This is a genomic window from Vallitalea okinawensis (assembly GCF_002964605.1).
Classification (GTDB): Bacteria; Bacillota; Clostridia; order Lachnospirales; family PQDH01; genus Vallitalea_A; species Vallitalea_A okinawensis.
The window spans coordinates 337,226-353,763 of record NZ_PQDH01000005.1; the positions used below are offsets into that span (position 1 = coordinate 337,226).

The window sequence follows — 16,538 nt, forward strand, 5'->3', positions numbered from 1 at the left end:
GAAATTTTTATTAATTTAATGAAATTGGAATAATTATTTCTTCTATTTCTTTCTCCCCATAGATCGCTATCGTATAAATATCTCGCTTAGGCATTCTATTAAAGATATATGTTTGCTCACTTACTAACTCATGATTCTCTAAAAAATAGTATTCATCATACTGATTAAGTCCTTTTAAAACTGATAGAATTTCCATATTATCAGCATCATCATCATATCGTTCTTGATAGTATGATTTAAAACCCGTTACTGCATCATCTAACTCTAATTCTTGCAACTCTAGAATATCTTTTAAAGAACTGCCTAATACCTTTTCAGCTTCAGTCTTTGTTAATACTTTCCCTCTAAAATCATCTCTTACTATACCCTGCTCCCAATTATCACTTTCGCCACGTCTAATATCCATCTTAGGAAATTCTGAAGCTTTAATGGTGTCATTGCATGTAAGTACAAGCCCTAAGTCATCCTTTCTTACTCCAGCATCAAATACCTCTTCAATGGTAAAGCTATGACTACCTACAGTAAAACTATTTAAGAAATTATCTTCCTTTTTGACTGTTACATATTGCTGATAAGGGTATATTAAATACTCAAATGTAGCTGTTAATACCTCTGGTCTATCATCATCATAATAAAATGATGGTTCAATCAAACTCTTGGTAATGCCATTAAAAGTGGCACCATCATAATGAGTATAGTAGCTAGATGAGTTATCAACTATCTCCCAACCTCTTATATCAGGCTTTGCATATCCTTCATGTGCTGTTACTGTATACTGCATTTCAAGATAGGATGGATAAGCCGTTAAGGCATATATGTCTAAATCTGCTCCTTCCATTTTTTCCTGATGGTTAATGGCATAATAAATTGGCTCACTGAAGCTTATATCATAGCTATATATCTGTGAGGTATAGGCAAAATCTTGCTTTTTTATAGTTACTTGATAATCGATATTAACCACATCTTTTTCAGTGTATTGAATCATATAATCATCAACATCAAAATAGAACCACGGGTCTTCTGTAGTCACGCCTCTCTGTAATGTTATATTACTTGGACCTAATCGTACCTGTACATGGTAATCGTTTAAATTAATCATTTGTTGGTCTGGTCCTATCATCCCAATCTTCATCGAGACTCGAGCTTGATCCATATAGATGTCTTTTATATAAAGACTATACCCTTCTTCATTATTTTCTTGTATATTATCAACAGGATACCCATGCTCTTTAGCATATTCAAAATTGTCATCATCAGAAAACCACCCCATTAGATGTTCTACTAAAGGTATCTCCATTGCATATGCCTTAAAGTCAGGTGATACCATCATTGCTCCCACGCAAACACTTAGAAAGAGCAGTATGGAAACACAACTTAGCATAACGGTTCTTCCATGATTTTTTCTAGGTTGATAGTCAATATGATCGATTCTACTCTTTATTCGATCACTGAGAATTTCGGGGATATCTAATTCTTCATCTATTTGATAATGATTTTTTTTCATTACTTTCCACCTCCATATCATTCTTTATGGATTTTAAGCTACTATATAACCGTGTTTTTACTGAATTAATGGGCATATTTAACCTCTCTGCAATATCCTTAATCTTTTCATCTTTCCAATAACGAAGATAGAGTATTTTTTGATCTCTCTTATTCATCTTATTTAATATCTCATCTATATAGATATTATCTTCTATTGAATTTTCTGTAGTATAAACCGCTTCATCACATAAGGTACTAAATATTTTTTCCCTCTTTTTGCGTTTGTTCAATAGCTGTATAGAAGTGTTTATAACGATTTTCATAAACCATGTCTGAAAGTACTCAGAATTTCTAAGACCCCCTATTTTTATATAAGCTTTTTCAACGCTATCACAAACAGCATCCATGCTATCTTCTTCATTCTTTAGATAGCTATAAGCAACACGATAAGCCTTGTCTTGAACCAAAGTAATCAACTGACCAAAGCTCTCTTTGTCCCCTTTTTTAGCCTTTTTCACCAATTCCTCCAACTTTCTCCCCCTCATGTCTATAAAATCACTTAAGTAAAATGCATTTTGCTTTATCTATTAGATAATATAATCACTAAAAAAGTTTTACTTTTGATTGAATTCTTTATAAAAGTAAGCGTAGGAATGAATAACTCCTACGCAATCTGATAAAACTTCTTAATTCATATTGACTAAATCAAGCCATTTTTGAAGAGCCAATGTATCCTTTTTTGTTTTATTGATGAGCATAAATATTTTTTTTGTTGGTGGAGATGAATCCATTATTTTAACGTGTATTAATTCACCTTGATCTAACTCTTTTGATACGATTGATTGTGGAACAAAAGCCCACCCTAACCCCGCTTTTACATAATCTAAAGTGCAAGTAACTGAATCCGTAGACAATCTCAGTAATGGGCTGTCACCTAATTGTTCTGATAACCATCTAAAAAACTCTTCTCCTAGATTAGCATATAGCAAAGGGATGTCTGCTAATTCCTCAGAACTTATCTGATCTCTTATAATAAGTTTATTTACAGAACTTGAAACAAGGATTATCTCATCATCTTTTAAAGGTAATATCTCAAATTTAGATAATTTAGGTTTATGATACACAAATCCTATATCCAATATTTCGTCACCTAATAATTTTATTATCTCATCAGAATGGTTGATTTTAAGTTTCACTGCTATGTTAGGGAAGTGCTGAAAATATTCTTTTACCAAATCTTTAATAGCGCCATGATAGATGGAATCTACAGCACCTATAGCCAGTCGATCATCGTAAATACCAGTCGATCTAGCTTTGATAACCCCTTCTGTTCTAAGCATGAGCATCCTCTTTGCATAAGGAAGAAAATTCTTACCAGCCCTTGTCAACTCTACATTTTTATTGTCTCGAATAAATAATTCCTTACCAACAAATTTTTCTAGTTCATTGATTCTATTGGAGATGGTTGACTGTACCACATACTGCAGCTCAGCTGTTTTAGTGAAATTCCTATTTTCTGATAACAAGACAAACGATTCTAGTGTTTCAATATTCATAATTACCCCCATGTATGATCAATAATTTCGATTATACTAATTTAAATAATTCGTTTTTAAAATTATACCATTTATTTTATACTAATACATAACGAATTTAAATAAATTTGGGTTAATTACTAATTATTTTGGAGGAAATAAGATGAAACTAAGTTATGATTGCATCCCTTGTCTAATTAGGCAAGCAGTAGACATTGCTAGAAAGGTGACTGATAATACAGATATACAAGAAGATATTATCAAGCATGCTTTAAATGAGGCTAGTCACTTTGATGATTTAGAAGTAGCTCCTGGGTTAAGTAGAGCCATACAAATGCATGTAAAAAAAGTTACTAAGAATAATGATCCATATAAACAACTCAAAATTCAATTTAATAGGGATGCTAAAATGATATGCAGAGAACTTCAACTTGATCAGCTAGTCAAAGATAGCCTATCCCCCATCAATACGGCTTGCAGATGTGCCATTGCTGGTAATATTATTGACTTTGTAGCTGTTTCATCAATTGATAAACATAAAATTCGATCTACTGTTATGGAATGTCTAGATACTGAGATTCAAGGCCAAACACCTGAGGACCTGTTAGAAAGTGCTAAAAAGGCAAATAAAATACTTTATCTAGGGGATAATGCTGGTGAAATAGTATTTGATCAATTATTAATTAATGAACTTCCTAAAGAAAAAATTACATATGTGGTTAAGGGAGCACCCATAGTCAATGATGCTACCATGGAAGATGCTATTGAAGTAGGCATGACAGAAATGGTAAGAGTAATCGATAATGGTTCTGATGCTCAAGGTACGATTATGAATACTTGTTCTAAAGTTTTTAAAATGAAATTTGAGGAAGCAGATTTAATCATTTCAAAGGGGCAGGCTAATTATGAAACCTTAAGTGAAATGCAAGATAAAGAAATTTACTTTCTTCTAAAAGCTAAATGTAAACCTATCGCAGATGATTTAAAATGTACCCACGGAGATTTTGTTATTAAAAGACATTTACTCGGACGTGAACGATGAGTATTCGTTTAATAAAGATATGGAGAATAGGGTTTCAGCAAGTGTTGCAAGAGACTAAACTAAAAGGTACATTAACTGAAAGACCGTAAGCTAAGTAATAGAAATAGGAGGCTTCTTTATGACTTATGTCTATCTAAAAAGTAATTTGAAAAAAATCAGGTCCATAATAGGGGATCGTACATTATTTGTTATTGGGCATCAAATTCCTGATGTTGATAGCTATGTATCCAGTTTACTTCTTTCTAATTTACTTAATAAAGAGGGCATAAATGCTGTCCCTACTCTTTTAATTGATTATAACTTAATAGACTCCATTGATAAATCTATCATTGAAAAAATAAATTGTGGTAGAATCCTTAAGCATGTTATCACTGATAATGATTATGTTTTCTTAGTCGACCATAATGATCCTTTTGAATCCTATAAAAATATTCACCCTCAAAAAGTCTTAGGCATCGTGGATCACCATGAAGATAATCATATTGATGGGTTATTAAAGATAGTAAAACCCTCAGGCTCAACCAGCAAACTCATCTTTGAAATGTACAATACTTTAGGGTATACAATGACATATGATGAAGAAGTTCAAGTTCTTTATTCATTGCTGATTGATACTTGCGGCTTAACTGTTAACAGAGGTGGAAGTGATGAGGAAGTCCTCGCTAGGAAATTATCTAAAAAATTAAACCTGGATCTTTTGAGGTGTAAAAAAGAGAGTATTTTTGAAACGGATTTAGAAAAACCAATGGAAGAATTGCAAATGAACTTTTATAAAGAATACAAGATTAATGGCAAAAGAATAGCCTCCTCAGGCATCGAGTTTTTTGGAGATCGTCCTCAAATAAATGAAAGAGTAAAGAATATTACTCATTACATGAAATCCAAAAAAAGTAGGTTTGGACAATGTTATTGCCATGTTTTTATTCACAGAGATTTCTATAATAAAAGAACAACAGCCTACTATATACTTGATGAACATACTCATGAAGTCGCATACCCTTATATTGCTTCTAGGGGAAGCACAATACTTCCTGACTTCAAGAAATGGTTATGCTTATAATTTGATGATCTATACTTTTCATATTACTTATTAAGCTACTAGTATTAAAAAGGAGCTATCCTTTTCATATGTAACATTACAGAAAAGTAGCTCCTTAAAAGTATTTAATTACTTAATAGATTCTGCTATTTTAATTAGTTCATCCTCAGTTATTACTCCTCCTCCTGATAAACCATAGAGTACATCGTTAGTTTCCCAATTAATTTTCCTTCCATCTGTTATAATTGCCTTTACCCCATTGATATCAATTTCTTTTATTTCACCATCTGTTCCAAACTCATAAGCTGTTTCTTCGTTAGCCAATCGTTGCTGCATAAAAAAATATTGTCCAGTCTGCCCATTACTAAAGATTAGGTCTATATACTTATCACTGACTTCCCCATTTTCATCCTTATAAAATTCTGCCCTATCAAAAATATATCCTTCTGGTAGGTATGTTGGAAGCATAACATTAAAGGATGTGTATTTATTAAGCTTCTGACTATCTTCTATGACTAGTTTATCTATTTGTTGAGATGTCCCTTCTTTGGAGGTCGTAATGATTTCACCATCTACCATAGTAACGATCTCTTCTCCTTCTGCATCATAAAGCTTTTCAGTAGAATCTTTAGAAATAACATCTATTGGATTCCCTTCTTTATCGTAAATTTTGCCTACTAATTCACTTGGCATAGGTAATTCATTAACTTCTGGTGACTCTGTTTGAATAACAGTAATATGCCCAAGAGATATAGTTCTTATTATCTTATCCATGAAATCTTGTGCTGCTGAAGATGTACTGAATATAGATATACCCAACAAGCAAACCATGGCAAAAGCAGCAACCTTGACACTTTTATGTTTCATATTAAATTTATTCATCTCAACACTTCTTTTATTCTTATGAATACTTAGCCAAATTTTCTGATAGACTGCATCTTTATGGCTGTTTATACTAAAATCGTTATCAGCTAAATTTTTCCCTAATTCAAAGAGTTCCTTATATTCATCAGACTCTTGTTTGTTAAGTTCTACAACTCCTCGAAAATAAGCGTCTAAATCCTTAGAGAATTTACTCTCAATACTTTCATCTTTCATCGAATTCCCTCTCTTTCTACTTCTTTTTTTAATCGCTTCATTGTGCGAAAGAGAATAACTCCCACGTTACTCTCAGATATTCTTAACATTTCAGCTATCTCCTTATTTTTTAGATTGGCTCCAAATTTAAGCGCCACGATATGCCTCTCCCTTGCTTCAAGAATATTTAAAGCTCTTAAAAGCTCATCATTTGTTTCAGCTTTGACTACAACCTCTTCAGGTACTTTTTCTTTAGAGATTAATTCTTTGACAGCATCAAAAGAAAACAATTGATACTTTCTTCGACTTCTAAAATGATCTGTTACAATGTTTCTTGCAATGGTGAAAAGCCATACTTCAAAGGGTGCCCTACTCTTATTATAGGTGTGGTATTTTTGAATAATCTTTTCAAAGACCTGACTTGTTAAATCCTCTGTTGTATAGTGACAATTAACGCGGTAATATATATAGTTATAAACTCTCTTATAATAAACCTGAAAGATTTGAGTTAATTCATGTTCTTGTGTATCACTTTTGTCTAATTGATTTAGCGCAGTAAGCTCCTGCATATGAATATCCTCCTTCCATAACTTCTTAACTTAGCTAAGTTGTCATATGTTAATACGAACAGTATTTCAATTCATTACATATATTTTTCAAACATCAAACTTTCATATTATGTTAAAACTAGTATATCATAGGTGCATTGTTCTTATATTAAGAAAGACTCTGTTATAGACAAAAATATCAGAAAATCTTATTATTTTATTGTAAATCACTTGTTTTTATTGACTTATCCACATATTATGCTATGATATAGTTATAATTGATAATAATTATCATTTTTAAAAAGGAGTTGATTGGATGGAGAAAGATTTAAGATTAGATAATATAGAAATGAATCATCACTTAGATATTGATGATTCGAGATTAAAAAAAATGATTACTATTAAACTTGATTTTCTTCAAAATAAAATCACTTTAGATGAAGCTAAAAAGCAAATGAATGCATCTTTTGAAAAGGTATCTGCAGAAGAGTTTGCGATTGGTGAACAACATCTGCAATCCTATGGTATTACGGATGATATGCTAGCTGAAAGAATGGATGATATTCTTGAAATCTTTGATGGCATCCTTGAATCAACTGATTTGAACTTGCCCAAAGGTCATCCGATTAGTACCTACCAAGATGAAAATCTAGCAATTGAACAAGTTCTTTCATCAATGGAATCCTTATTAGAAAAAAAATTTATAAAAAATCAATGGCTAGAATTATATGATCAATTAAGTCAAATTAGTGTTCATTTTAGCAGAAAACAAAATCAACTGTTTCCAGCCCTTGAACGTAAAGGTTTTGATAAACCATCTAAAGTCATGTGGACCTTGGATAATAATATAAAAGACATCATACGAAAAGCTAAAGCTTTCCTAAACGATGATAATGATATAGAATTTTTAGCTCTACAGCCTGAGGTTATTGAATTGGTTAGAGATATGATTATAAAGGAGAGTGAAATTCTATTCCCTACTTCAATTGAGCTTTTAAGTGACGAAGAATTTACTGAAATGAGAATTAGTGATGATGAAATTGGTTACTGCTTAATCGATACTCCTCCATTATATAAACCTACTACAAAGGATCTTAATGCTTTAGATAAGGCTCTTGACTCTAATAGTGAATTATTAAAAGATCTTGCAAGTGTACTTCAAAAACATGGTATCTCTCATTCTACACAGGATGATGAAGTACTCAATGTTAGTCAAGGTCAGCTTACCTTGAAGCAGATTAATATGATTTTTAAACACTTACAAGTTGATTTGTCTTATGTTGATGAAAATGACATTGTAAAGTTTTACAGTGATACAAAACATCGGGTCTTTCCAAGAAGTGCTGGAGTAATCGGTAGAAGGGTTCAAAATTGTCATCCTAGAGAAAGTGTTGATACTGTAGAAAAGATCATTGATGCTTTTAAAAAAGGTGAACAGGATGAAGCTGAATTCTGGCTTGAAATGGGTGGTAAGTTTATCTATATCATTTATAATGCTGTTCGAGATGAAGAAGGTCATTTCAGGGGTGTTCTTGAGATGATGCAAGACGTTACCCATATAAGAAGTTTAACTGGTAATCAACGACTCCTATCCTGGGAATCAGAATCTAATAACAATGATCGGATTAATGATGAACCATCTACTGAACTTATTGAAAATAAGTATAACATAGTACAAGATACTAAAGTGGGGACACTCGTTAAACAATATCCCTATTTAAAAGACTACTTAGTATCCCTATCTCCTAAGTTTGAAAAGCTAAAATCACCAATCCTTTTTAAGACCATGGCCAATGTAGCCACACTAGAGATGATAAGCGAAAGAGGTGGCTTCCAAGTATCTGATCTAATTAGTAAATTGGTTGATGAGATAGATAGAAATAAGTAGCGTGTTGTGGCCCCCATTGTATAATTGGGGGTCTTCTCATTCAGCCATTTATATATCTTTTTAATCCTTATAAACAGTATAATCAAATAAGGCTAAAATCTTCTTGGGACTAAAAATAAATACAATCCCTATAATTATCCTAATTAAATTTTCAACTAATTGAGGTATTAGGTTCATTTTTATTCCTTCAGTAAAATCCCCTATATGTTCAACTCCTAAAATCATAACGTTAACTGTCACATTTATTAATGCAGGCAGTGCATCAGCGAAAAAATAGATTCCTAATATAAATACTGCTACATGTAAGATTCCATAAATCTTACATTGATTATCATGAGATTCAATTTGATTATCTTTTCCATCAAGTATTGTTTCTGCAATTTTATCAGCAAAAGTCCATAACACTACAACACATATGAGAATAAATCCATATGAGAAAACACCTGACCCCATGATTTCCCCACTCTCGTAGTCGATGTAAGCTGAAGCAAATAAAATGATAGCTGAAATTGTTCTTATACCTAACCATATACTTATTATCCTTAGAACTATTTTAGTAAGTTTTTTCATCTTTACATTTCACCTTTATACAATAGATTCTTATACTTTTTTGCTCTTACCCTCATAAAAATTAAGTATAATATTGGCTGGAAATAAACTCTGCTTAAACAAAATAATCATCGATAAAATTCCTTCAATCATGCCGACTATAAAAAATAGTATGTGCATGAAGGCAACTGTTTTGGTTATAATGCATTGGACTAAAATGAAAATAACTAAAGCCCAACTAAAAACACTGCTCACATACCCATGATATCTTGACTTAATACATAGTGTAATGGCACTCATAACATTACCAAAACCAATTATAGTTAACAAAATTACACTTGGAATGAGAAAATTGCTAAATGGGGAATGCTCTAGAAATTCAAGTGTTAAACCTAATGGTTCTATTGGATTTATAATACCAGCTATCCCTCCTACTATAGCTCCTGTTCCAACTAATATGTGTAATATAATCAATACTCGATACACAGTCTTCATATCCATATCATCCCCTTTATGGTTTTCAAATAATATTTAGTTTGAAATTATTTTATCTAGCTTTAATTTATTAGTAAAATTATACCATATACAACTACAAAATAAAAACTAGCTTCACCTTTACAGTGTTGAAGCTAGTCTGTTAGCTTTAAAGTTCCTTAAAGGTATTTAATAAATCCAATTCTCCGTATCCCCATTCCCGATTCGGGTATCTGATATTATCTCTTCTACGTGCGCCCCTCGTTAAGTAGTTCTTTGCAGAGATCGTATTGATTGTAGGATCATTCTCTTTTACGATTCCCCACTCTAATAAAAGAGCGCAAGCACCAGCTGTAATGGCAGTACTCACACTTGTACCAGACATCGTACCATATTGATTATTAGGATAAGGACCTACGACATTGAACCCTGGTGCAACAATATCAGGCTTAATACTATTAGCTCTTGTATACCCTCTTCCAGACTCTAAAAAAATACTATTAATAACTTCATTGTATGCTCCAATAGTTATAGTCCCAGTATTAGTCGATGGAAGGGTAATCGTTATATAAGGATCTGGTTTTAAAAAATAGGTGTTTTTTTCAATGAAATTATTAGTAGGTAGATAAATATCAAACTCACCATTAGCTATTAAGTCCGCATAGACCACTAAATTCCATATTCCAGGTAAAGGATTGATAATAAATATTGCTATGGATTCGCCTCCAGCTCTCAAATCTATTCTATAATTAACTCGAATAACTGATGATTCTACAGGGAAATTAATGATCTGCCATTCATTAGTTTTAATAGGTAATTTACCAGTTGTCGCACCACTTGGAGAGATTAACTCAATATTAATTCTATCAGGCAAAGGAGCATAAACATTAAAAAAAACACCATTTTCTCTTTCAGCAATATTTAATTCTATCTTCACTTTATCTTCATTATCTTTTAATACTCCATGAAAGTGGCGAGATTTATCAGCCTCATTACCAGCAGCTGTAACAATGACATCACCAATTGCATCACCTAGTTTTGCCATATATTCTTCAAGCTCACTTGTTCCATTGTGTGGTCCATCGGACGAAGATAAAGCTAAAAAAACAACCATAGGTTTTCCCCTTGATTTATTAATGACATAATCTAATCCCCGAAATATATCACTGGTTTGATAAGCAATAACATCCTCTTTCACTTGAAAAAATTGTTTGACACACTTTTTTGCCGGCTTAAGCTTAACTACAACGAGGTCTGCTTCTGGAGCTGCTCCTTGAAAATTTTTCTTATTATTAGATCTTCCAGCTGCAATGCCTGCTAAAAAGGTTCCATGTCCAATTTCATCTGTAGTCGGTACTATGGATAATGGTTCATCAGAATTTAGTGCTTCATTAATTTGTTGATTCGTATATTCTGTACCAAATAGAAACCCCTCTGGTGGAGTACCCGATTCAGTTTGATCCCAGATACTTATGATTTTACTTGTATTATCTTCATATCTGAAGGCTTCATGAAGATAATCTATTCCTGTATCAATGACTGCAACAGTAACCCCATTACCAGTAATTCCTAATCCAGGTAACTTTAGTACACCTCCTATACCAGCTGCTTCAATGCTACTTATGCTTGATAATCCATACAAATTAGTCAATAATCGATATTCACTATTAAGGTAAAACTCATCACAATCATCTGGATCTACTTTGATGTGAAACATAACCCAATCTTCAAAAATGTTACGAACACATTCTGCTCCCATTTCTTTAGCTACTTCTTCAATATCTCCTCTAATTTGGTAATACAAATCTACGTAGTTGTCAGAAGTAATAATCTCATGGCAGCTTAGTTCGTTCTCCATAACTTCTTGCCTCATTTTCCCCCTCCTTTTAAGAGGTTCCTATATCTTAAACAATGGTCTCTTTACTGTTAATTTATGATTTACCTTACTCCTTATATTACTCTTTAATATACCTTAACTCACTTTACTAATGTTTTATATGATTTTAGAAAAATTTTAGAATTACTTTACCTCTCTTTTAGTATTGATGTCTACAATATAAACATCATCAAATAAAGGAGAGATATATATGAAGAAAACAAAATTTACTTTACTAGTTGTATTAGTTCTATCGTTATCACTGTTTACTGTAGCAGTTATGGCAGGCTCTAATCCACTAGCAGGATATGAATCTTTTAAAGAAGTCCTAAAAGCACAAAATGAATCAAAAGAATTGAGTAACGGTACTATGAAGACAACAGTTGTTATTAGCGATAATGGTGAAAATATTTTATCCATTGATGCTGATTTTCAGGCAGATCAAGTTAATGAATTAGCTAGTGGATCAGTAAGCTTATCTACACAAGACCAAAACAAAGATCTAGATTTCTATGGTGTTGATAATACGTTTTATATTATTGACGAAAGTGAAAATGGCTATTATATGAGCCAACATGAGAAATCAGAGGAAGCTTATGAATATGAAATGGCTAAAGAGAAAGAATGGTCAGTTGCTCAAGAAGAATTAATGGATTATTTAGTTGGTGATTTAAAAGAACAATTTGTTGAAACAATCAATGAAGATGGATCTCGAGTTATTACTGTTGAACTAAAAGAAGATGAAATACCTCAAATCGTTAATTTATTAGCTGCTATTGAACCAAGTGAGCATGATAATATGGGTGAATATGAAGATGAATATGATGCCCAATTAGAAAATTATCCATTCTTAAAAGATTTTGATTCTATTCATGAGTCACTTCCTCAACTCGTTAACAACAAAGAAATTAATCTCATCTACTTATCACTGTACGTTGATGCAGATTATCAAGTTAACGGTGTAGACTTTAAAATTAATGCTACAGGTACAGATGAAGATGGTGAATCTCATGATGTATTCGTTACAGTTAATACAATAATTCAAGATAAAGACACTACTGTAGTTGATACAATTGATGCAGAAGCATATGACTGGGAAGAGATTGAAATGAACAATAAAGATATGAGACATCAAAAAAAATAGCTAGATATAAAGAAAGAGGGTATTATTACTCTCTTTCTCATGTTATAAAAACAATCTTTGGAGGTGACAATATTGAGTAATTCTATAGAACTAAAAAATGTAACTAAAAAATACAAAACCAATAGAGGTGTAGTAAATATAAATCTATCTACTGGTGAAGGTGAAATTTTTGGCTTGTTAGGACCAAATGGAGCAGGTAAAACCACAACTCTAAAATTAATTACTGGTTTATTAAATAAACAAGAAGGCTCAATTAGTATAGGTGATAAAGAAATGGAAAAAGATTATGAATCTTATATGAAACAAATAGGTTGCATGATAGGTGATGTCAGACTGTATCCAAATCTTAATGCTTTGCAGCATATGGTCCTCGTTACAAATTATTATACTTCAATCACCGATACAAGAAGAAATGAAGTTTTGGATAAGGTTGGATTAAGCCAGTTTGTTAATGAACGTACTAGAAATTATTCAACGGGAATGAAGCAAAGGTTAGCCTTTGCTATGTCTGTTATCCATCAACCTAAGGTATTACTTTTAGATGAACCTTTCAGCGGGATGGATATTGAAGGTAAATCCATGATAAGAACTTATATTAAATACTTGGCAGAAAAAGAAGGTATGTCTATAATTGTATCTTCTCATCTGATTCATGATATAGAAGATATTGCAACAAGAGTGGCTATAATGGATCGCGGAGAAATTATTAAAATAACTAATAAAGAAGATGCCCTTAAAGAACATAAAACTTTAGAAGACTATTTCTTAACATCTATAAAAGATAGGAGGGTTACTGCATGAATACATTTTTGCCAACTGTAAAAAATGAATGCATGAAATTATTCGCTAGAAAGCGTACAAAAGTATTCATTCTAATTTTAGCGCTATTAACAGTTTTATTAGTTGTACTACAATATACCGCAAATAGCTTTTTAGGATTCAACATTATCCAATCTGATCAATTGGCTAAAACAATTATAGAGTTAATGTTTATGTTCATCGTACCATTATTCACGTTTATATTGGGGGTAGATAGTTTTGCAAGTGAGAAAAGTCAAGGAACCCTTAAAATATTGTTAACAAGTCCTGTATCGCGTATTAAACTCTATTTCTCAAAACTCGTTGCTTTAACCATCGCTAATCTTTTAATGGTTTTCTCCATACTAATTGTGGCAATAATAGGAAGTGCTTTTAGTGCATCGGATGCCTTTTTCAGTGGTACTATTGAAGCCTTCATAACTTGTATTCTAGTAATCATACCCTTAGGTCTTATTTCTGCATGGGGATTATTAATCGGACAACTTTTTTCAAATGGTTCAATGGCTATTGGCTTAGGTGTATTAGGATTGTTCCTTATTAATGTAGGTCAGGTATTCATTGATAAACTATATGTACTGTCACCTTTAACCTACATGGATTTCTATAGTCCATTGATGAATAGCAGTATAGGCATCAACTTCTTTATGATATTGCTATATATGGTCGCCTACTATATAATATTAGTATCTGCTGGATTACTTAGATTAACTACTGCAGAAAGCTAGGAAGTGATCATTTGTCAATTCGTATAAAATTAATTTTATCATATTTTATTATTATATTATTTAGTCTTATGATTCTGGTATTCTCTTTTGTAAAAACAACAAGAGACTTTGCTCACAGCATTGCTGAAAGTACATTTGAAAATGTACCCATCACTGAAGCAGTCTCAGACATTTTAGATATCATTGTTGATTTTAAGTATATGGCTAAATATGAACCAGAAAAATTTAATAATACTGAATTCAAAAATAACATGGAGGCATTATCTAAACGTTATGGTGTTTATTTTTATATCACTGTAAATCAAGAAATCGTGTATCAGTTAACACCTCCAGAATTAGAGGATTTTCATAATGAACTCTTTGAACTTCGCTTCAAGAAAGGTCATAGGAATGAGCCTTTTGGTATGGCTAATTATTCAACGAAAGAAAGTGATTTCACCATACTAAAATACAATGAGAATGTTTCTGAAGATATAGATGCACAATTCTATGTCCTTTATAATAATAATGAAATAAATACGGTTGGAGAACAAGTTTATAATAATGTATTTGACATATTTTTTGTAATCATTGTTTTAATACTCTTCTTGATGACACTTGTCGTTACTAAAATGATTGTTAAGCCTTTAAAAAAACTAGAAGAGGCTACTGTAAAAATTAAAAACGGCCAGCTGGATTTTAAACTACCTAGGAATAAAAAAGATGAAATTGGTAAAGTAATGACTTCCTTTGATATTATGCGGGAAGAACTAAAAAATTCCATAGAAAAGCAGATCCAATATGAAGAAAACAGAAAAGAGTTGATTACGAGTATCTCTCATGACCTCAAAACACCCATAACATCCATAAAAGGTTATGTAGAAGGTATCAAAGATGGTGTTGCAAATGATCCAAATAAGATGGCTAAATACTTAGATGTTATCTATAAAAAATCAATGATTTTAGATCAACTAATCGATGATTTGTTCTTATTCTCTAAATTGGATTTGAATAGAATGCCTTTTAATTTCGAAAAGGTGAATGCAATGAGTTACTTTAACGATTGCATAGATGAGATTGCTATGGATCTCAAAAAAATAGATTTTAAGTTAATGTATCAATCAACGCTAAAATCAGATTGTTACATGATGATCGATCCTCAACAATTCAGGAGGGTTATTCTTAATGTAGTACAAAATGCAGTGAAATACTCCATAGATAACCAAGAAATTGAAATTAGAACTGACATGCTTGAAGATAGAATTCATGTTGAAATACAAGATTATGGTAAAGGTATTAAGCAAGATGAACTAGATAAAATATTTGATAAATTTTATAGATGTGATAAGTCGCGTAATACAAAGATTAGTGGCAGTGGATTAGGGCTAGCCATTGCTAAACAGATTATTGAACAACTTAATGGACAGATTTGGGCAGAGAGTGAAAGTGGCAAAGGTACTACCATTTTCATTGAAATTCCACTTATCAAAGAATAAGCTAAAGTTATAACTTTATTTAGTTTAGAGCTCATGGGGTGAATACATGAAAAAAATATTAATTATAGAAGATGATATAAGCATAGCAGAATTACAAAGAGACTATCTAGAGATAAATGGTTTTCAAGTAGTTATTGCTCAATCTGGAGTAAAGGGACTTAATGAAGCTATGAAGGGTTCTTATAACCTAATCATTTTAGATTTAATGCTTCCAGAAATAGATGGTTTTGAAATCTGCAAGAGAATACGTGAAGATCAAAATATTCCAATTCTAATGGTATCTGCTCGCAAAGAAGATATTGATAAAATACGAGGGTTAGGTCTTGGTGCTGATGACTATATGACGAAGCCCTTTAGTCCAAATGAATTGGTAGCAAGAGTAAAAGCTCACCTCGCTCGTTATGACCGATTAGTTGATTCCACGAAGAAAGTAAGTCAACATTTAACTATAAGAGGTCTTGATATCGATATAGATGCTAGAAGGGTTAGAGTAAATGGTGAAGAAATTGTGCTTACAGCAAAAGAATATGACCTATTATTATTTTTAGCCAGTAATCCTGATAAAGTTTTCAGTAAAGAATACCTTTTTGATAAGGTATGGGGTCTAGAACATTACGGTGATATTGCGACTGTCACCGTTCATATCGGTAAAATTAGAGAAAAGATTGAAGCTAATACCAACAAGCCTCAATACATTGAAACTATTTGGGGCGCAGGGTATCGATTTAAAGTTTAAAGGAATGCTACAAAAAATAGATAATGCGCTAGAATATATGATTCTAGCGGAGTCTGTAACGTAAACTGTGTAAAAATCTCCATCCTGGTTATAATCCAAACAATCAGGAAGGAGATTTTTTTATGG

Annotated in this window: 16 protein-coding genes; 8 read left to right on the top strand and 8 right to left on the bottom strand. The window is 32.0% G+C overall.

Annotated elements, in window-relative coordinates; genetic code table 11:
* Positions 1 to 10: 10 nt before the first annotated feature.
* The 3 genes from C1Y58_RS15930 to C1Y58_RS15940 form a co-directional block, all read right to left on the bottom strand.
* A complete protein-coding gene (locus C1Y58_RS15930) occupies positions 11 to 1,504 on the bottom strand; it encodes a DUF4179 domain-containing protein (protein WP_105617076.1) in 1,494 nt (497 codons plus the stop codon).
* Entirely contained in the window at positions 1,476 to 2,003 is a 528-nt protein-coding gene (locus tag C1Y58_RS15935) for a sigma-70 family RNA polymerase sigma factor (protein WP_157950144.1), read from the bottom strand. The genes C1Y58_RS15930 and C1Y58_RS15935 overlap by 29 nt, the downstream gene beginning before the upstream one ends.
* Before the next feature lie 168 nt (positions 2,004 to 2,171).
* Entirely contained in the window at positions 2,172 to 3,041 is an 870-nt protein-coding gene (locus C1Y58_RS15940) for a LysR family transcriptional regulator (protein WP_170311617.1), read from the bottom strand.
* 142 nt (positions 3,042 to 3,183) lie between these two features.
* On the opposite strand from C1Y58_RS15940, the gene C1Y58_RS15945 reads away from it, so the two are divergent.
* Together C1Y58_RS15945 and C1Y58_RS15950 are read left to right on the top strand one after the other, a co-directional pair.
* Complete coding sequence (locus C1Y58_RS15945; protein WP_105617079.1) at positions 3,184 to 4,062, top strand: damage-control phosphatase ARMT1 family protein; 879 nt, start codon at positions 3,184 to 3,186, stop codon at positions 4,060 to 4,062.
* A gap of 118 nt (positions 4,063 to 4,180) precedes the next feature.
* Positions 4,181 to 5,122, top strand: coding sequence for a DHH family phosphoesterase (locus C1Y58_RS15950; RefSeq protein ID WP_105617080.1), 942 nt, complete (start codon positions 4,181 to 4,183; stop codon positions 5,120 to 5,122).
* Between the two features lie 108 nt (positions 5,123 to 5,230).
* Here C1Y58_RS15950 and C1Y58_RS15955 read toward each other — a convergent pair whose 3' ends face one another.
* Complete coding sequence (locus tag C1Y58_RS15955; protein WP_105617081.1) at positions 5,231 to 6,199, bottom strand: DUF4367 domain-containing protein; 969 nt, start codon at positions 6,197 to 6,199, stop codon at positions 5,231 to 5,233.
* A complete protein-coding gene (locus C1Y58_RS15960) occupies positions 6,196 to 6,747 on the bottom strand; it encodes a sigma-70 family RNA polymerase sigma factor (RefSeq protein ID WP_105617082.1) in 552 nt (183 codons plus the stop codon). Before C1Y58_RS15960 ends, C1Y58_RS15955 begins: the two co-directional genes overlap by 4 nt.
* A gap of 295 nt (positions 6,748 to 7,042) precedes the next feature.
* Between C1Y58_RS15960 and C1Y58_RS15965 the strand changes: the two genes are divergently transcribed.
* Positions 7,043 to 8,614, top strand: a complete 1,572-nt coding sequence (locus C1Y58_RS15965; protein WP_105617083.1) for a PAS domain-containing protein — start codon at positions 7,043 to 7,045, stop codon at positions 8,612 to 8,614.
* A gap of 60 nt (positions 8,615 to 8,674) precedes the next feature.
* Here the strand turns inward: C1Y58_RS15965 and C1Y58_RS15970 are convergent, their stop codons facing one another.
* From C1Y58_RS15970 to C1Y58_RS15980, 3 genes are all read right to left on the bottom strand, one after another.
* Positions 8,675 to 9,184 (bottom strand): hypothetical protein, encoded by a 510-nt coding sequence (locus C1Y58_RS15970; RefSeq protein ID WP_105617084.1) that lies wholly within the window; start codon positions 9,182 to 9,184, stop codon positions 8,675 to 8,677.
* A gap of 30 nt (positions 9,185 to 9,214) precedes the next feature.
* Positions 9,215 to 9,664 carry a hypothetical protein gene (locus C1Y58_RS15975; RefSeq protein ID WP_242985411.1) on the bottom strand — a complete coding sequence of 150 codons (450 nt, stop codon included), beginning with the start codon at positions 9,662 to 9,664 and terminating at the stop codon, positions 9,215 to 9,217.
* A 142-nt stretch (positions 9,665 to 9,806) separates the two neighbouring features.
* A complete protein-coding gene (locus C1Y58_RS15980; protein ID WP_105617085.1) occupies positions 9,807 to 11,510 on the bottom strand; it encodes a S8 family peptidase in 1,704 nt (567 codons plus the stop codon).
* A gap of 214 nt (positions 11,511 to 11,724) precedes the next feature.
* Here C1Y58_RS15980 and C1Y58_RS15985 point away from each other — a divergent pair, with 214 nt between their 5' ends.
* The 5 genes from C1Y58_RS15985 to C1Y58_RS16005 all read left to right on the top strand — a co-directional run bounded on the left by C1Y58_RS15985 (position 11,725) and on the right by C1Y58_RS16005 (position 16,412).
* Positions 11,725 to 12,657 (top strand): hypothetical protein, encoded by a 933-nt coding sequence (locus C1Y58_RS15985; protein WP_105617086.1) that lies wholly within the window; start codon positions 11,725 to 11,727, stop codon positions 12,655 to 12,657.
* A 72-nt stretch (positions 12,658 to 12,729) separates the two neighbouring features.
* Entirely contained in the window at positions 12,730 to 13,458 is a 729-nt protein-coding gene (locus C1Y58_RS15990) for an ABC transporter ATP-binding protein (RefSeq protein ID WP_157950145.1), read from the top strand.
* Positions 13,455 to 14,201 (top strand): ABC transporter permease, encoded by a 747-nt coding sequence (locus C1Y58_RS15995; protein ID WP_105617088.1) that lies wholly within the window; start codon positions 13,455 to 13,457, stop codon positions 14,199 to 14,201. The genes C1Y58_RS15990 and C1Y58_RS15995 overlap by 4 nt, the downstream gene beginning before the upstream one ends.
* Positions 14,202 to 14,212: 11 nt before the next feature.
* Positions 14,213 to 15,676 carry a sensor histidine kinase gene (locus tag C1Y58_RS16000; RefSeq protein ID WP_105617089.1) on the top strand — a complete coding sequence of 488 codons (1,464 nt, stop codon included), beginning with the start codon at positions 14,213 to 14,215 and terminating at the stop codon, positions 15,674 to 15,676.
* A gap of 46 nt (positions 15,677 to 15,722) precedes the next feature.
* The gene (locus tag C1Y58_RS16005; protein ID WP_105617090.1) at positions 15,723 to 16,412 is read left to right on the top strand and encodes a response regulator transcription factor; all 690 of its coding nucleotides are present in this window, start codon (positions 15,723 to 15,725) and stop codon (positions 16,410 to 16,412) included.
* Positions 16,413 to 16,538 lie beyond the last annotated feature (126 nt).

What these genes read in the sequence shown, in the direction of transcription:
- C1Y58_RS15950 (WP_105617080.1), top strand. Translation starts at nt 4,181, where the DNA reads ATGACTTATGTCTATCTAAAAAGTAATTTGAAAAAAATCAGGTCCATA.
- C1Y58_RS15940 (WP_170311617.1), bottom strand. Translation starts at nt 3,041, where the DNA reads ATGAATATTGAAACACTAGAATCGTTTGTCTTGTTATCAGAAAATAGG.
- C1Y58_RS15955 (WP_105617081.1), bottom strand. Translation starts at nt 6,199, where the DNA reads ATGAAAGATGAAAGTATTGAGAGTAAATTCTCTAAGGATTTAGACGCT.
- C1Y58_RS15965 (WP_105617083.1), top strand. Translation starts at nt 7,043, where the DNA reads ATGGAGAAAGATTTAAGATTAGATAATATAGAAATGAATCATCACTTA.
- C1Y58_RS15970 (WP_105617084.1), bottom strand. Translation starts at nt 9,184, where the DNA reads ATGAAAAAACTTACTAAAATAGTTCTAAGGATAATAAGTATATGGTTA.
- C1Y58_RS15985 (WP_105617086.1), top strand. Translation starts at nt 11,725, where the DNA reads ATGAAGAAAACAAAATTTACTTTACTAGTTGTATTAGTTCTATCGTTA.
- C1Y58_RS15960 (WP_105617082.1), bottom strand. Translation starts at nt 6,747, where the DNA reads ATGCAGGAGCTTACTGCGCTAAATCAATTAGACAAAAGTGATACACAA.
- C1Y58_RS15975 (WP_242985411.1), bottom strand. Translation starts at nt 9,664, where the DNA reads ATGGATATGAAGACTGTGTATCGAGTATTGATTATATTACACATATTA.
- C1Y58_RS15980 (WP_105617085.1), bottom strand. Translation starts at nt 11,510, where the DNA reads ATGAGGCAAGAAGTTATGGAGAACGAACTAAGCTGCCATGAGATTATT.
- C1Y58_RS15995 (WP_105617088.1), top strand. Translation starts at nt 13,455, where the DNA reads ATGAATACATTTTTGCCAACTGTAAAAAATGAATGCATGAAATTATTC.
- C1Y58_RS15945 (WP_105617079.1), top strand. Translation starts at nt 3,184, where the DNA reads ATGAAACTAAGTTATGATTGCATCCCTTGTCTAATTAGGCAAGCAGTA.
- C1Y58_RS16005 (WP_105617090.1), top strand. Translation starts at nt 15,723, where the DNA reads ATGAAAAAAATATTAATTATAGAAGATGATATAAGCATAGCAGAATTA.
- C1Y58_RS15930 (WP_105617076.1), bottom strand. Translation starts at nt 1,504, where the DNA reads ATGAAAAAAAATCATTATCAAATAGATGAAGAATTAGATATCCCCGAA.